Origin of the sequence: Janthinobacterium sp. UMAB-60, from assembly GCF_900095235.1 — a bacterium.
Classification (GTDB): domain Bacteria; phylum Pseudomonadota; class Gammaproteobacteria; order Burkholderiales; family Burkholderiaceae_D; genus Janthinobacterium.
Genome location: NZ_LT607488.1, coordinates 59,333 through 73,530, shown reverse-complemented (window position 1 = coordinate 73,530; position 14,198 = coordinate 59,333). Strand labels below are relative to the sequence as shown.

The window sequence follows — 14,198 nt, the reverse complement described above, 5'->3', positions numbered from 1 at the left end:
ATGCCATGCAAGCGCTCTCCCAGCTGAGCTATACCCCCCGGGCGCAGAAACACTGCCACTTCTTCACTACCACAACACCAGACCGAACTGGCGTCCCCAAGGGGATTCGAACCCCTGTACTCACCGTGAAAGGGTGATGTCCTAGGCCTCTAGACGATGGGGACCTGTGCTGGCTCTACTCTCAGCGGACTCTTCGTTGAAGGCTTTGCTTAGCCCCTCAAAAAAGCGTGCGCGAAGTTTAACACGAAGCGATTCACGAAATCAACTACCGGGGGTTTTATTTTCCATCTTATTTGCAGAGATCTCCCTATGGGACAGAAGATACTCATACGATATGGAAATACTGCGTCATTGCAATTTCAGCAGACGCAAAAAAAGCCGCATAAGCGACCTGACATGACTATGGATGTTGATTTAAGGCGACGGTGTTGTCGGATTACGCTGCGCCTCGGCGGCCCCGCTAATCCGACCTACGCCATATTCCCCGAGGGGTATGGCGGGAAGTGTCGCGGAAATAAAAAAAGCCGCTCGAGGCGACTTTGATTATCATGTGATTTCTGCGCTGTTGGTGGAGGTAAGCGGGATCGAACCGCTGACCTCTTGCATGCCATGCAAGCGCTCTCCCAGCTGAGCTATACCCCCCGGGCGCAGAAATAATAAAAGCCGCACTTGGCGACTTTGTTCCACTACTTGCTTTCCATCCAGAGCCTGTTTTTTACGGGCCTGAACTTACAACAATCAGTACAAACAACTGCCACTACTATACCACAACTACCTGGCGTCCCCAAGGGGATTCGAACCCCTGTACTCACCGTGAAAGGGTGATGTCCTAGGCCTCTAGACGATGGGGACCATGGAACTACAGTTTGCTACCTTACTTCTGCGCTGTTGGTGGAGGTAAGCGGGATCGAACCGCTGACCTCTTGCATGCCATGCAAGCGCTCTCCCAGCTGAGCTATACCCCCGTTGGTGCAGAAACAAGAGTATAGCAAAGAAGTTTCACTCTGCAAATACCCTTTTTCGTCTATGAGCAACTTTTCATAGGGGCGGTTTCCGCACGCTGTTTTTACGCGTATTTCATCGCGGCGATTACAGCCACTTTACCAGGCGCGCCAGCACGGTGTCGCGGCCGAACATCACCACCACCTGGTCGATGGCCGGCGTCTGCAGCTGGCCCGTCAAAATCAGGCGCAAGGGCATGGCCAGCAGCGGCATCTTGATGGTGTTGGCAGCCAGCACTTCCTTGATCATGGCGGCAACGGCTTCCTTGCTCCACTCCACCGTGGCGATGCGCTCGGCAAACTGCGCCAGCACGGGCTTGATCGCGTCCGTGATGTGCTGCGTCACCAGTTCCGCTTCCGGCTGCGGCTCGCGGAAGAACAGCATCGAGGCGGCAGCCAGTTCATTGACGGTGTTGGCGCGCTCTTTCATCATGCCCAGCACTTGCGCCAGGTCCGGCGCGCCTTCGAAGACGGCGCCGGCGGCGACCATTTGCGGACGCGCCAGGTCGGCCAGGCGGGTATTGTCGGCCTGCTTGATGTACTGGTTATTAAGCCACTTGAGCTTTTCCAGGTCGAACTGCGCGGCCGACTTGGTCAGGTGATCGAGGTTGAACCATTCGCAGAACTGCTCCACCGAGAAGACTTCATCGTCGCCATGGCTCCAGCCCAGGCGCGCCAGGTAGTTCAGCATCGATTCAGGCAGGAAGCCCTGCGCCGGGTAATCCATCACGCTGACGGCATCGCGGCGCTTCGACATCTTCTGGCCGTCCGAACCCAGAATCATCGGCAGGTGGCCATACAGCGGCAACGGTGCGCCGATGGCGCGCAGGATATTGATCTGGCGCGGCGTGTTATTGACGTGGTCATCGCCGCGCAGCACGTGGGTGATGCCCATGTCCCAGTCGTCGACGGCCACGCAGAAGTTATACGTCGGCGTGCCGTCAGGGCGGGCGATCACCAGGTCGTCGAGCTCGCGGTTCGAGATCGTGATCGTGCCCTTGACCACGTCGTCCCACGTCACGTCGCCATCGAGCGGATTCTTGAAGCGCACGACGGGCTTGCGATCCGCTGGTACGGCAGGCAGGGTCTTGCCCGGCTCCGGACGCCAGGTGCCGTCGTAGCGGGGCTTTTCGCCGGCCGCGCGCATGCGCTCGCGCATCGCTTCGACTTCGTCCGGCGACGAGTAGCAGTGATATGCCGTGCCTTCGGCCAGCATCTGCGCCACCACTTCGCGGTAGCGGTCCATGCGGGCCATCTGGTAGAACGGGCCTTCGTCGTGGTCCAGGCCCAGCCACTGCATGCCTTCGATGATGGCTTGCACGGCTTCCGGCGTCGAGCGCTCTACGTCCGTGTCTTCGATGCGCAGCACGAAGGTGCCGCCGAAGTGACGGGCATACGCCCAGCTGTATAAAGCGGTGCGGGCGCCGCCCAGGTGCAGATAGCCGGTCGGGCTGGGAGCGAAACGGGTACGGACGGGAGTAGCGGTTGTGGTCATCGAGGTAATCAGGCTTGAATAAGTAAAACGCCATTTTACTCTGTTGACCGCCGCCGCTCCACAAGCGCCGTCACAGCTGCAGCAAGCGCCTTTTCACCTCGTCCGCCTGCGCATGCAGCGCCTGCTCAAACAGGGCGACCAGTTGCGACAGGGGGCGGTGCAAAGGTTTCACGAGATTCACCGTGAACGGCAAGGATACGGCGAAGCGGCGAATCTGCAGGCCCTGCCCCGCATAATCGAGGGCCGTAAGCGGATTGACGATGGCCAGCCCCACGCCTTCGCGCACCATGGCGCAGACGGAGGCGGCGCTGTGCGTGTCGAGCGCCATGCGCCGCTCCACACCGGCTTGCGCGAAGATGGCGTCGATCTGCTGGCGGTAAGGATCGACGACGGCCAGACTGATGAAAGGCTGGCCCGCGAAGTCCGCCGGCTGCAGCACGGATTTCGCCGCCAGCGGGTGCCCATCGGGCAGCACGCACACCTCATCGACGGACATCAGGGTATCGAGCGCGGTACCCGGCGGCGCATTGTCCACTTCCGTCAGGCCGATGTCGTGACGCTGCGCCGACAGCCACTCTTCCAGCAGTGGCGACTCCTGCGGCGTGATGCTGATGCTCACCTTCGGAAAGTCGGCGACGAAGCGCTTGCACGCCTGCGGCAGCAGCGACTGGGAAAACACGGGCAGGCAGGCGATCGACAGCTGCCCCTGGTCGAACTGGCGCAAGGCCGCCGCCGTACTGACGATGCGCTCCAGGCCGAAATACGCGCGCTGCACTTCCTCGAACAGCTGCAGCGCCTGCGCCGTCGGGCGCAGCCGCCCCCGTTCGCGCTCGAACAAGGTCAAACCCGTCAAGTGTTCGAGGCGCGCCAGCTCGCGGCTGACGGTGGGCTGCGAGGTGTGCAACATGGCGGCGGCGGCCGTCACGCTGCCCGTCGTCATGATGGCGCGAAAGACTTCGATATGGCGCAGGGAGATAGTCATGCTCATATCATAAATGAATAAGGTAGCCCTAAATAGATATTTTATGTTTACAAAGAAAACCCGCATCATGCTCGGCACGTAGGTCGGATTAGCGGGCAAAGCCCGCGTAATCCGACGCCACCCATAACATGACAAAGACAACCACCATGAAACCAGTGCCAGACGCCACCCTCGCCCAACTCGCCCAGGAACACGGCACGCCCCTGTGGGTGTATGACGCGGCCACCATCCGCGCGCGCGTGGCGCAGCTGGCGCAGTTCGACACCGTGCGCTTCGCACAAAAGGCCAATTCGAACATCCATCTGCTCACCCTGATGCGCGAAGCGGGCGTGCACGTGGACGCCGTCTCGCTGGGCGAAATCGAACGCGCGCTGCAGGCGGGCTTTACGCCGGCGCAAACGAATGGCGCCGCCGGCGTGGTATTCACCTGCGACCTGTTCGACCGCGCCACCCTGGCGCGCGTGGCGGCGGCAAAAATTGAAGTCAATTGCGGCTCCGTCGACATGCTGCGCCAGCTGGGCCCCGTGTCGCCCGGCCACCGCGTCTGGCTGCGCATCAATCCAGGCTATGGCCATGGTCACAGCAACAAGACCAATACGGGCGGCGAAAACAGCAAGCACGGTATCTGGCACGAAGAGCTGCCGGAGGCGCTGGCCGTCATCCGCGCGCATGGATTGCACCTGGTAGGCCTGCACATGCACATCGGTTCGGGCGTCGACTACAGCCACCTGGAAACCGTCTGCGGCACCATGGTCGACCTGGTGAAAAACATGGGCCACGATCTGGAAGCCATTTCCACGGGCGGCGGCCTGTCCGTGCCCTACCGCGAAGGAGAGCAGCCGGTCGACACGGACCATTATTTCCAGCTGTGGGATGCGGCGCGCAAGCAGATCGAGGCGCACCTGGGCCATCCCGTGCACCTGGAAATCGAACCGGGCCGCTTCCTGGTGGCCGACGCGGGCCTGCTGGTGGCCGAGGTGCGCGCCACCAAGCAAATGGGCGGCAACCACTTCACCTTGCTCGATACGGGCTTCAATGAACTGATGCGCCCCGCCATGTACGGCAGCTACCATGAAATGTCGGTGATCGCGCACGACGGCCGCGCTCTCGATGAGCAGCACGCCACCGTCGTCGGCGGCCCCCTGTGCGAATCGGGCGACGTGTTTACCCAGCGCGATGGCGGCGTGGTGGAAACCCGCTTGCTACCGGCAGCGCAGGTGGGCGACTACGTCGTCTTCGAAGGCGCAGGCGCGTATGGCGCCTCGATGTCGTCGAACTACAACAGCCGCCCGCATGCGGCCGAATACCTGGTCGATGGGGCGCAATCCCGCTTGATCCGCCGCCGCCAGACGGTGGCCGAGCTGATCGCGCTGGAACAACTCTAAAACCGCACCGCGTGCGGGCATGCGCATCTGCTAACATCGGGGCAACTCGATGAAAGCCCGCCATGCCCGCCCAAGTACTTCCCTTCCGCAGCGCCACCCGGCTGCTGCTGTCCCTGCTGCTGTCCGCCGTCCTCGCCGGCTGCGCCGCACTGCCGTCGCTGGAAGGCCGCATTCCCTCCAGCGTCATCACGGATACGGCGCAGACCAAATTAGCCACGGCCATTGCGCCCATGGTGGCGCAGCATCCCGGCGTGTCCGGCATTTATCCGCTGGCCGACGGGCGCGACGCCTTTGCCGCGCGCGCCCTGCTGGCCGCCGCCGCCCAGCGCAGCCTGGACGTGCAGTACTACATCTGGCACAAGGATATTACGGGCACCTTGCTGTTCGACGCCCTGCGCCAGGCGGCCGAACGGGGCGTGCGCGTGCGCCTGCTGCTCGACGATAACAACACGGCGGGCCTGGACCAGACCCTGACCATGCTGGGCAAGCAGCAGAACCTGGAAATCCGCCTGTTCAATCCCTTCGTGCCCCGCGCGCCGCGCGCGCTCGCCTTTGCCACCGACTTTTCCCGCCTCAACCGGCGCATGCACAATAAATCGTTCACGGCCGATAACCAGGCCACCATCGTCGGCGGACGCAATGTGGGCGATGAATATTTTGGCGCGGCCGGCGACGTGCTGTTCGCCGACCTGGACGTGCTGGCCGTCGGCCCCGTCGTCAACGAGGTCTCGCACGATTTCGACCGCTACTGGAACAGCGCCTCGGCCTACCCGGCCAGCCTGCTGCTGACCAGCCCAGTCGAGGGCGACGCGGCCACCATCGCCGCCGAAGCGGACCGCATCGACGACACCAGGGCGGCCGAGGAATACGTGCAGGCGCTGCGCACCTCGCCCTTCGTCAGGCAGATGATGGAACGCACCCTGCCCTTCGAATGGGCGCGCACGCGCATGGTCAGCGACGACCCGGCCAAGGTGCTGGACAAGGCCAGGCCAGGCACGGGCGTGGCGGAAAACCTGCAAAACCTGCTGGGCGTGCCGGAAAAGGAAGTCGACCTGGTGTCGCCGTATTTCGTGCCCGGCAAATCCGGCACGCAGGCCTTTGCGGACCTGGCAAAAAAAGGCGTCGGCGTGCGCATCCTGACGAATGCGCTGGAAGCGACCGACGTGGCGGCCGTGCATGCGGGTTACGCGAAGTGGAGAAAGCCGCTGCTGGAAGCGGGCGTGCTGCTGTATGAATCGCGCCGCTCGTGGGAACGGGGCGACGCGCGCGCGCAGCCTGGCCACCTGGGCAGCTCCGCGTCGAGCCTGCATGCGAAGACCTTTGCCGTCGATGACCGGCGCATCTTTGTCGGCTCGTTCAACTTCGATCCGCGTTCGATCGAGTTGAACACGGAAATGGGCCTCGTCATCGACAGCCCCGCGCTGGCCAGCCAGCTGGGCCTGGCCATGCGCACCACCATCCCGCAGCGCGCCTACCAGGTGCTGCTGGGCGACGACGGCAAGCTGTACTGGATCGCCCGCGACGCCAGCGGCGGCGCCACGCGCTACGACACGGAGCCGGGCACCAGCGTGTGGAAGCGCATGGGGGTGGCGATTCTGTCGGTGCTGCCGATAGACTGGCTGCTGTAAGCGGTTTTGCCAACACTGTTGTCGGATTACGCGTGGCTTTGCCCCGCTAATCCGACCTACGCTCGCTCCAGGCTAACGCAGCCGACGTAGGTCGGGTTAGCGCTCCGCGCGTAACCCGACAACACCACAGCCCCGGAGCCTTACCGCACCGCTTCCGTCAACACCCGCCCTTCCGACGCGGATGGCTGGCGTATGCGCAGCAAATGGGCGAGCGTAGGCGCGATATCGACCACTTCCGCGTACTGGCCATAGGCGCCCGGCTTGATCCAGCGGGGCCCGAAGACCATCAGCGGCACGTTGGTGTCATACGTGTACGGCGTGCCGTGCGAGGTGCCGCCGCTGCCCTTGCCGAAGTACCAGGCCGGCTTTGTGACGACCATCAGGTCGCCCGACAGCTGGCGGTTCCAGGCGCGGCGCATCAGGGTGTCCATGCGCGTGGCGACGGCCCCCGTTTCCATTTGCGTGCGCGTATAGACTTGTGCCAGACCATCCTGCTGCAGCAGGAAGCGGGCTGCCGCGTCTTCCAGGGCGGCGCGATGGACGCCGCTCTTTTCCGCCAGCGCGTAATCGAGGTAGATATTCGGCAGCGACGACGCCGTCACCAGTTTATCGATGCCCAGGGTCGTGGCCAGGTGCTGGTTCAGGCTTGCCACCATCTTGTCGCCGTCGATGCGCTTGGCGGAAAAACCGCCGCGCGCTTCCGTAAATTCGGGCACGTTGGCAAAGCCATGGTCGGCCGTCAGCACCACCAGCACGTTATCCATGCCGACTTTTTTATCGAGGTCGGCAAAGAAGCCGGCCAGCATGCGGTCCAGGCGCTGCAGGTGGTCATGCGACATCCTGCTTTCCGGGCCGTAGGCGTGGTTCACGTAGTCGTGTGCGGACAGGCTCACGCCGAGGATATCGGGCACGCCAGCCGGGTTGCGTCCCAGGTTTTCGCCATCGACGGCGGCGCGCGCGAATTCCAGGGTCAGCTCATCGAGGAAGGGACCGGACTTCAAACGGCTATAGTACTCGCCATCGAGCTTGCCACTGTCGCTGTAATAGGCGAACGGGAAGGTGTTGCGCGTGCCCGGCTTGGCCGGCACGATATCCTCGCGCGCATCATTGGCGTAGGCGCTGTCAGCCAGCAAGGGCGTCCAGCTCTTGCCGTAGTAGCGGTCCTGCGGCTTGCTGGCCTGGTAGCGCTGCACCCATTGCGGATGCTGCTGCATATAATAAGTGCTGCTGGCGAAGTTGCCCGTCTTTTCCATGTACATATAGGCCGTGCCCGTTTTTCCGGCCAGCAGGATGGCGCCCCGGTCCTTGCCCGAGACCGTGACGACCTTGGCCTTGTCGCCCGTGGCATAGCGCAATTCGTCGCCCAGGGTGCTCACGCGCAGCTTCACGGGCGAGGTGCCATCATCGGGTTTCGTCTCTTCGCCGATGTAATGGAAATTGCCATCCTCGGTGCAGTACACGGATTTTTTCGTGACGGGATCGATCCAGTTATTGCCGATCACGCCATGCTGGTACGGATAAGCGCCCGACAGCACGGCCGAGTGGCCGATGGCGGTGACCGTGATGCCATGCGCCTGGTGCGCATCGCTGAACCACGCACCCTGCTCCAGCAGGCGGCGGAAACCGCCCTGGCCGAACTGGTCGCGGTAGCGCGTCACCTGCTCTTGCGGCAAACCATCGACCACCAGCACCACCACCAGCTTCGGCTGCGCCGCAGTGGCAGAAGCAGCAGCAGGAAGCGCCTTGGCCGCATGCGCCTGGCACGCCGCCGCGCCAGCCACCAGCAGCAACGCCTGCGCCAGGTGTCGGGAAAGGGAGAAATTCTTGCTCATATGCACTCATCCAAAGTTAGGCCACCGGGCAGCATACGCAAACTGTATGACGCAATGATGACAAGAAGCACGACCATGAAAAAGGCCGGGCACCATCGCTGGAACCCGGCCTGATGCCGACATGAATCAATATGCGCGATTACTTGACCGTCACCTTGATGCTTTTGCTCAACTCCGGCCCATACGACTGGTGCGCGCCGTTGGCGAACTGCATGGTGAGCGTGTACTGACCCGGCGGCAAGGTGACGTCCGTTTCCGTCTGTCCTTTGCCGAAATGCAAATGCTTGTCATCCATGGGGATCATCTCGCCCGCCTTCATCGGCCCCATATTGATGAGCAGATGATGGTGGCCCGTCCTGGCCGTCATGTCGCCGGCCGGCTTGATGTCCATGCCGCTGACGGCAAATTTCACCTTGAACGGACTGGTCACCGTCGCGCCGTCAACAGGCTCGACGAAGGACACGGATTGGGCGAAGGCGCTGGCGGCCAGCAGGCTGCCGGCAACCAGGACTGCGGCCTGGCGCAGGAATACGGTGGTCAATTGCATGATGTCTCCTCTTGTTTAGTAACAACACGGACTGCATGAAACCATATTCCTGACGAGCATGGCGCCGGATTGTTAACCCATGAAGGGCTGGGGTCGAACCCTGAGGGTTCGACCCCAGTCTCTGCCTTGGGTTTAAGCAGGCTATCGATCAATCGTTTTTGATAACGATCGACGGGAACTTGCTGGTCATATCCTTCGCCTTTTCCGCCACCTTGATGGCGATGGTGCGGGCGATCTGCTTGTAGATCTCGGCAACAGGACCATCCGGCTCAGCCACGACGGTCGGCGTGCCCGAATCCGTCTGCTGGCGGATCGCCATGGTCAGCGGCAGGGCGCCGAGGAATTCCACGCCGAAGTCCGCGCACATCTTCGCGCCGCCGCCGGCACCGAAAATTTCTTCCGCATGGCCGCAGTTCGAGCAGATGTGCGTGCTCATGTTTTCTACCACGCCGAGGATCGGAATGCCGACTTTCTCGAACATTTTGAGGCCCTTGCGCGCGTCCAGCAGCGCGATGTCCTGCGGCGTCGTGACGATCACGGCGCCCGTGACGGGCACTTTCTGCGACAGGGTCAGCTGAATGTCGCCCGTGCCTGGCGGCATGTCGACGATCAGATAATCGAGGTCGCGCCAGTTGGTCTGGTCCAGCAGTTGCTGCAACGCTTGCGTGACCATCGGGCCGCGCCACACCATCGGTTCGTCGGGATCGATCATGAAGCCGATCGACGACACTTGCAGGCCGTGGTTTTCCATCGGTTCCATGCTCTTGCCGTCGAGCGTCTTCGGCTGGCCGCTGATGCCCAGCATCATCGGTTGCGACGGGCCATAGATATCGGCGTCGAGCATGCCGACGGTGGCGCCTTCGGCAGCCAGGGCCAGGGCCAGGTTGACGGCCGTGGTCGATTTGCCCACGCCGCCCTTGCCGGAAGCGACGGCGATGATGTTTTTCACATTGCTCATCGGCTTCAAGCCGCGCTGCACCGTATGCGAAATGATTTTCGACGACACGCCCACGCTGACGTTGCCCACGCCCGGCAGCACGCGCAGCGCGGCCAGCACGGACTTGCGGATCAGGTCGATCTGGCTTTTGGCGGGGTAGCCCAGCTCGATGTCGAGGGAAACATCATTGCCATCGACCTTCAGATTCTTGACGGTTTTGCTGGAAACGAAATCTTTATGTGTATTTGGATCAATAACCTGGGCCAGGGCGGCCTTGACGTCTTCTACTGTGATGCTCATGTAAATCTCCGTGTGTACTACATATGTGCAATACGCGCAGTCTAGCGCAAATTTGCATGGCGCGATGGCGGCAAAAGCATCACTTGCCAGCGCTGCATCTGCTCATATTGCCTTTCCGCTGTTAAAATGTCCTATTATCCATCCCAAAAGTGCATCAATCATGACTCGCAAGCTGTTCGTCACCACTGCCCTGCCTTACGCAAACGCCGCTTTTCACATTGGCCACATCATGGAATACATCCAGGCTGATATCTGGGTCCGGTTCCAGCGAATGCAACGCGATGGCGCAGCCGGCCGTGAAGTGCACTTTGTGGGCGCCGACGATACGCATGGCACGCCCATCATGATCGCCGCCGAAAAGGAAGGCATCACGCCGCAGCAATTCGTCGCCAACATCGCCGCCGGCCGCGCCCAGTACCTCGATGGCTTCCATATCGCCTTCGACAACTGGTATTCGACCGATTCGCCGGAAAACGTCGACCTGTCGCAATCGATCTACCGCAAGCTGCGCGATACGGGCCTGATCGTCACGAAAACCGTCGACCGCTTCTTCGATCCGGTGAAAGGCATGTTCCTGGCCGACCGCAACATCAAGGGCGAATGCCCGAAATGCGGCGCCAAGAACCAGTATGGCGACAATTGCGAAGTGTGCGGCGCCGCTTACCAGCCGACCGACCTGGTCAATCCGTTCTCCGTGTTTACCAACGCGACGCCCGTGATGAAGCCGTCGGAACAGTATTTCTTCAAGCTGTCCGACCCGCGCTGCTTCGAATTCCTGAAAAGCTGGCTGAATACGCCAGGCCGCTTGCAGCCGGAAATGGTCAACAAGGTCAGCGAATGGCTGGGCGAAGCGGGCGAAAAGCTGGCCGACTGGGATATTTCACGTGATGCGCCCTACTTCGGCATCCCGATTCCCGATGCGCCAGGTAAATTCTTCTATGTGTGGATGGATGCGCCCGTCGGCTACCTGGCCAGCCTGAAAAACTATTGCGACAAGAAAGGCCTCGATTTCGACGCCCTGCTGAACGACCCTGCCACGGAACAGATCCACTTCATCGGCAAGGACATCGTTTCCTTCCATTTGCTGTTCTGGCCCGCCATGCTGAAATTTGCCGGCCACCCCGTCATCGATAAACTGAAAGTCAACGTTCACGGCTTCCTGACGGTCAACAACGAAAAAATGTCGAAGTCGCGCGGCACGGGCATTTCGCCGCTGCGCTACCTGGACCTGGGCATGAACCCGGAATGGCTGCGCTACTACATCGCCTTCAAGCTGAACTCGAAAGTGGAAGACCTGGACTTCAACGGCGAAGATTTTGTCGCCCGCGTGAACAGCGACCTGATCGGCAAGTACGTGAACATCGCCAGCCGCTGCGCCGGCTTCATCGCCAAGCGTTTCGACGGCAAGCTGGCATCGACGCTGTCGGAAGGCGCGCAAAGCTGGATCAACCGCGCGCTGACGGTGGACGTGAACGGCGTCATCGTCGAGCGCCAGGCCAGCATCGCCGCGCACTTCGAGAACCGCGAATTCGGCAAGGCCTTGCGCGAAATCATGGAAATCGCCGACATCACCAACCAGTATGTCGATGAAAACAAGCCGTGGATCCTCGCCAAGGATGCGGACAAGACAGCCGAGTTGCACGACGTGTGCACCACGGCCCTGATCCTGTTCCGCCAGCTGACGATTTTGCTCTCGCCGGTGCTGCCGGGCGTGGCGAAGAACGTGGCATCGTTCCTCAACGACGCCGATTTCACCTGGGCGGATACGCAAGTGTTCGGCGACGCCGTCGCGAACAGCATGCTGGGCCGCACCATCGGCGCCTACAGCCACTTGATGACGCGCATGGATGCAAAGATGATCGAAGCGCTGTTTGACGCGCCGCAAGCGACCGCCGCTATCGCCGCACCGGCCGGCGACGCCGCGAACGATGCCACCGTGCCAGCCGTGCCCGCTGCCGCCATCGAGGAACTGGCGCCCGAAATCAAGATCGACGACTTCCTCAAGGTCGACCTGCGCATCGCCAAAATCGTCAACTGCGAACTGGTGGACGGCTCCGACAAGCTGCTGCGCCTGACCCTGGACGCGGGCGAAGGCCGGTTGCGCAATGTCTTCTCGGGCATCCGCTCGGCGTACCAGCCGGAAGAACTGGTCGGCAAGCTGACCGTGCTGGTGGCCAACCTGGCGCCGCGCAAGATGAAGTTCGGCATTTCGGAAGGCATGGTCATGGCAGCGTCCGCCGCCGACGAGAAAGCCAATCCGGGCATCTACATCCTGAACCCGTGGCCGGGCGCCGAACCTGGCATGCGCATCCGTTAAGCCACCACAAGGACCGATGATGAATATCGTGGTGCGCGAAGCAACAAATGCCGATGCACAACTGATGGCCGATCTGACCCGCGCCGCGTGGGCCGGCAAGGTGGCCGCCTCGTCCAGTGGGCACCACGAGACGGCGCAGCAGGTGCAAGCGCAACTGCGCCACGGCGGCGGTTTTTTGTTGCTGATCGACGACATTCCCGCCGGTTCGCTGCGCTGGATGCCGCTCGACAGCGATCCCGCCATCTGGAAGATTTCACGCATGGGCGTGCTGCCCGCCTACCGGGGCAGCCACGTCTCGCAGCACTTGCTCGAAGCCATCATTCATCATGGCCTGTCGTGCCAGGCCGAGGAATTGCGCCTGGCCGTGCGGCGCGACCAGCGCAAGTTGATCGATTTTTATGCGGCCTTTGAATTCGATCTGGCCGAAGAACTGGAATATTCGCACGCCAACCCCGCCGAACCGGCGCCGATGGTGATGCGGCGTTTGTTGCGTTATTGATTTTTAGCAATTTCGCCCCCGGACTTGCCGATACTACAACCCGCCAGGCGGCACGGCGCGGTAGAATACGGCCGGCTGACCTTACTTATAAGACACTCAGAAGAGAATATGAAACTGCCTGCAAAACACAACAACTACGTATCCGACCACACCTTGTTCATCGCCGAACTGAAGGCCAAGAATCCTGGCATGGAAGCGGGCCAGCAAGCGGGCCGCGCCCTGCTGTGGGACAAGCCGGCCGTCAGCATCGATGAGCAGGAACGCCAACTGGCATCGGCCGTCAAGCAACAGGCTTACGTTTACCAGAACAAGAACTAAGATCTGGAACCGGCACGATGCTGCCTGAAGAGTCTGCAGTGACGCCGGAAGCCGACGCTTCCGGTGCCGGCGCAGTCATCGAGTCGCCCGAACCCGCCACTGGCGGCGACGGCAGCGGCGACCCTGCAGCATCTGCAAGCACGGACGCGGCGCCTGCCGCCGAGCCACCCGGTATCGCCCGCCTGTATGGCGAACCGATGCTGCGCATGCCGACGGATTTATACATCCCGCCGGACGCGCTGGAAATCTTCCTCGAAGCCTTCGAAGGCCCGCTCGACTTGCTGCTCTACCTGATCCGCAAGCAAAACTTCAACATTCTCGATATTCCGATGGCGCAGGTGACCCTGCAATATCTGAAATACGTCGACCAGATCCGCGTGAGCAACCTGGAACTGGCCGCCGAGTACCTGCTGATGGCGGCCATGTTGATCGAGATCAAGTCGCGCATGCTTTTGCCATCGCGCAAGAGCGAGGTCGAGGAAGACGGCGGCGATCCCCGTGCCGAACTGGTGCGCCGCCTGCTCGAGTACGAGCAGATCAAGCTGGCCGCCTACGACCTGAACACCATTCCCCAGTTCGAGCGCGATTTCGTGCGCACGCAGATTTTTATCGAGCAAAGCCTGACGCCCACCTGGCCCGACGTGGAACCGGTGGACTTGCAGCAGGCGTGGCTCGACGTGCTGAAACGCGCCAAGCTGACCCAGCACCACCGCATCAGCCGCCAGGAACTGTCCGTGCGCGAGCACATGTCGAGCATCCTGCGCCATTTGCAGTCGTCGCGCTTCGTCGAGTTCAGCGAGCTGTTCGACATTGCCGGCGGCGTGCCCGTGGTGGTGGTCAACTTCGTGGCCTTGCTGGAACTGGCCAAGGAAACCCTGATCGAAATCACGCAGGCAGAACCGTTTGCCCCCATCTACGTCCGGCTGGCCTATTCGCCCGCCTGATCCCTTCCCTTTG

At 61.7% G+C, this 14,198-nt stretch carries 11 protein-coding genes and 4 tRNA genes; 6 read left to right on the top strand and 9 right to left on the bottom strand.

Annotated elements, in window-relative coordinates:
* Nucleotides 1-88: 88 nt before the first annotated feature.
* The 6 genes from K0F86_RS13020 to K0F86_RS12995 form a co-directional block, all read right to left on the bottom strand.
* A tRNA-Glu gene (locus K0F86_RS13020) sits at nt 89-164 on the bottom strand.
* 402 nt (nt 165-566) lie between these two features.
* Nucleotides 567-642 (bottom strand) — tRNA-Ala (locus tag K0F86_RS13015).
* A 134-nt stretch (nt 643-776) separates the two neighbouring features.
* Nucleotides 777-852, bottom strand: a tRNA-Glu gene (locus tag K0F86_RS13010).
* 37 nt (nt 853-889) lie between these two features.
* Nucleotides 890-965: transfer RNA gene (locus K0F86_RS13005), tRNA-Ala, on the bottom strand.
* Between the two features lie 124 nt (nt 966-1,089).
* Nucleotides 1,090-2,496, bottom strand: coding sequence for a glutamate--tRNA ligase (gltX, locus tag K0F86_RS13000; protein ID WP_219134774.1), 1,407 nt, complete (start codon nt 2,494-2,496; stop codon nt 1,090-1,092).
* Nucleotides 2,497-2,566: 70 nt separating this feature from the next.
* The gene (locus K0F86_RS12995) at nt 2,567-3,478 is read right to left on the bottom strand and encodes a LysR family transcriptional regulator (protein WP_219134773.1); all 912 of its coding nucleotides are present in this window, start codon (nt 3,476-3,478) and stop codon (nt 2,567-2,569) included.
* Nucleotides 3,479-3,624: 146 nt separating this feature from the next.
* Here K0F86_RS12995 and lysA point away from each other — a divergent pair, with 146 nt between their 5' ends.
* A complete protein-coding gene (gene lysA, locus K0F86_RS12990) occupies nt 3,625-4,863 on the top strand; it encodes a diaminopimelate decarboxylase (protein ID WP_219134772.1) in 1,239 nt (412 codons plus the stop codon).
* Between the two features lie 62 nt (nt 4,864-4,925).
* Nucleotides 4,926-6,491 carry a phospholipase D family protein gene (locus K0F86_RS12985; RefSeq protein ID WP_219134771.1) on the top strand — a complete coding sequence of 522 codons (1,566 nt, stop codon included), beginning with the start codon at nt 4,926-4,928 and terminating at the stop codon, nt 6,489-6,491.
* 140 nt (nt 6,492-6,631) lie between these two features.
* Here the strand turns inward: K0F86_RS12985 and K0F86_RS12980 are convergent, their stop codons facing one another.
* From K0F86_RS12980 to apbC, 3 genes are all read right to left on the bottom strand, one after another.
* Nucleotides 6,632-8,323 (bottom strand): alkaline phosphatase family protein, encoded by a 1,692-nt coding sequence (locus tag K0F86_RS12980; protein WP_257572142.1) that lies wholly within the window; start codon nt 8,321-8,323, stop codon nt 6,632-6,634.
* A gap of 139 nt (nt 8,324-8,462) precedes the next feature.
* Nucleotides 8,463-8,870: a DUF4399 domain-containing protein gene (locus tag K0F86_RS12975; RefSeq protein ID WP_219134770.1), complete on the bottom strand. Its 408-nt coding sequence runs from the start codon at nt 8,868-8,870 to the stop codon at nt 8,463-8,465.
* 148 nt (nt 8,871-9,018) lie between these two features.
* Nucleotides 9,019-10,107, bottom strand: a complete 1,089-nt coding sequence (apbC, locus tag K0F86_RS12970) for an iron-sulfur cluster carrier protein ApbC (RefSeq protein WP_219134769.1) — start codon at nt 10,105-10,107, stop codon at nt 9,019-9,021.
* A 160-nt stretch (nt 10,108-10,267) separates the two neighbouring features.
* Between apbC and metG the strand changes: the two genes are divergently transcribed.
* The 4 genes from metG (at nt 10,268) to K0F86_RS12950 (ending at nt 14,185) form a co-directional block, all read left to right on the top strand.
* On the top strand, nt 10,268-12,424 hold the full coding sequence (gene metG / locus K0F86_RS12965) for a methionine--tRNA ligase (RefSeq protein WP_219134768.1): 2,157 nt from the start codon (nt 10,268-10,270) through the stop codon (nt 12,422-12,424).
* Between the two features lie 19 nt (nt 12,425-12,443).
* The gene (locus tag K0F86_RS12960; RefSeq protein ID WP_219134907.1) at nt 12,444-12,923 is read left to right on the top strand and encodes a GNAT family N-acetyltransferase; all 480 of its coding nucleotides are present in this window, start codon (nt 12,444-12,446) and stop codon (nt 12,921-12,923) included.
* A 108-nt stretch (nt 12,924-13,031) separates the two neighbouring features.
* Complete coding sequence (locus tag K0F86_RS12955; protein WP_034778041.1) at nt 13,032-13,241, top strand: DUF3460 family protein; 210 nt, start codon at nt 13,032-13,034, stop codon at nt 13,239-13,241.
* Nucleotides 13,242-13,258: 17 nt separating this feature from the next.
* Complete coding sequence (locus tag K0F86_RS12950) at nt 13,259-14,185, top strand: ScpA family protein (protein WP_219134767.1); 927 nt, start codon at nt 13,259-13,261, stop codon at nt 14,183-14,185.
* Nucleotides 14,186-14,198: the final 13 nt, after the last annotated feature.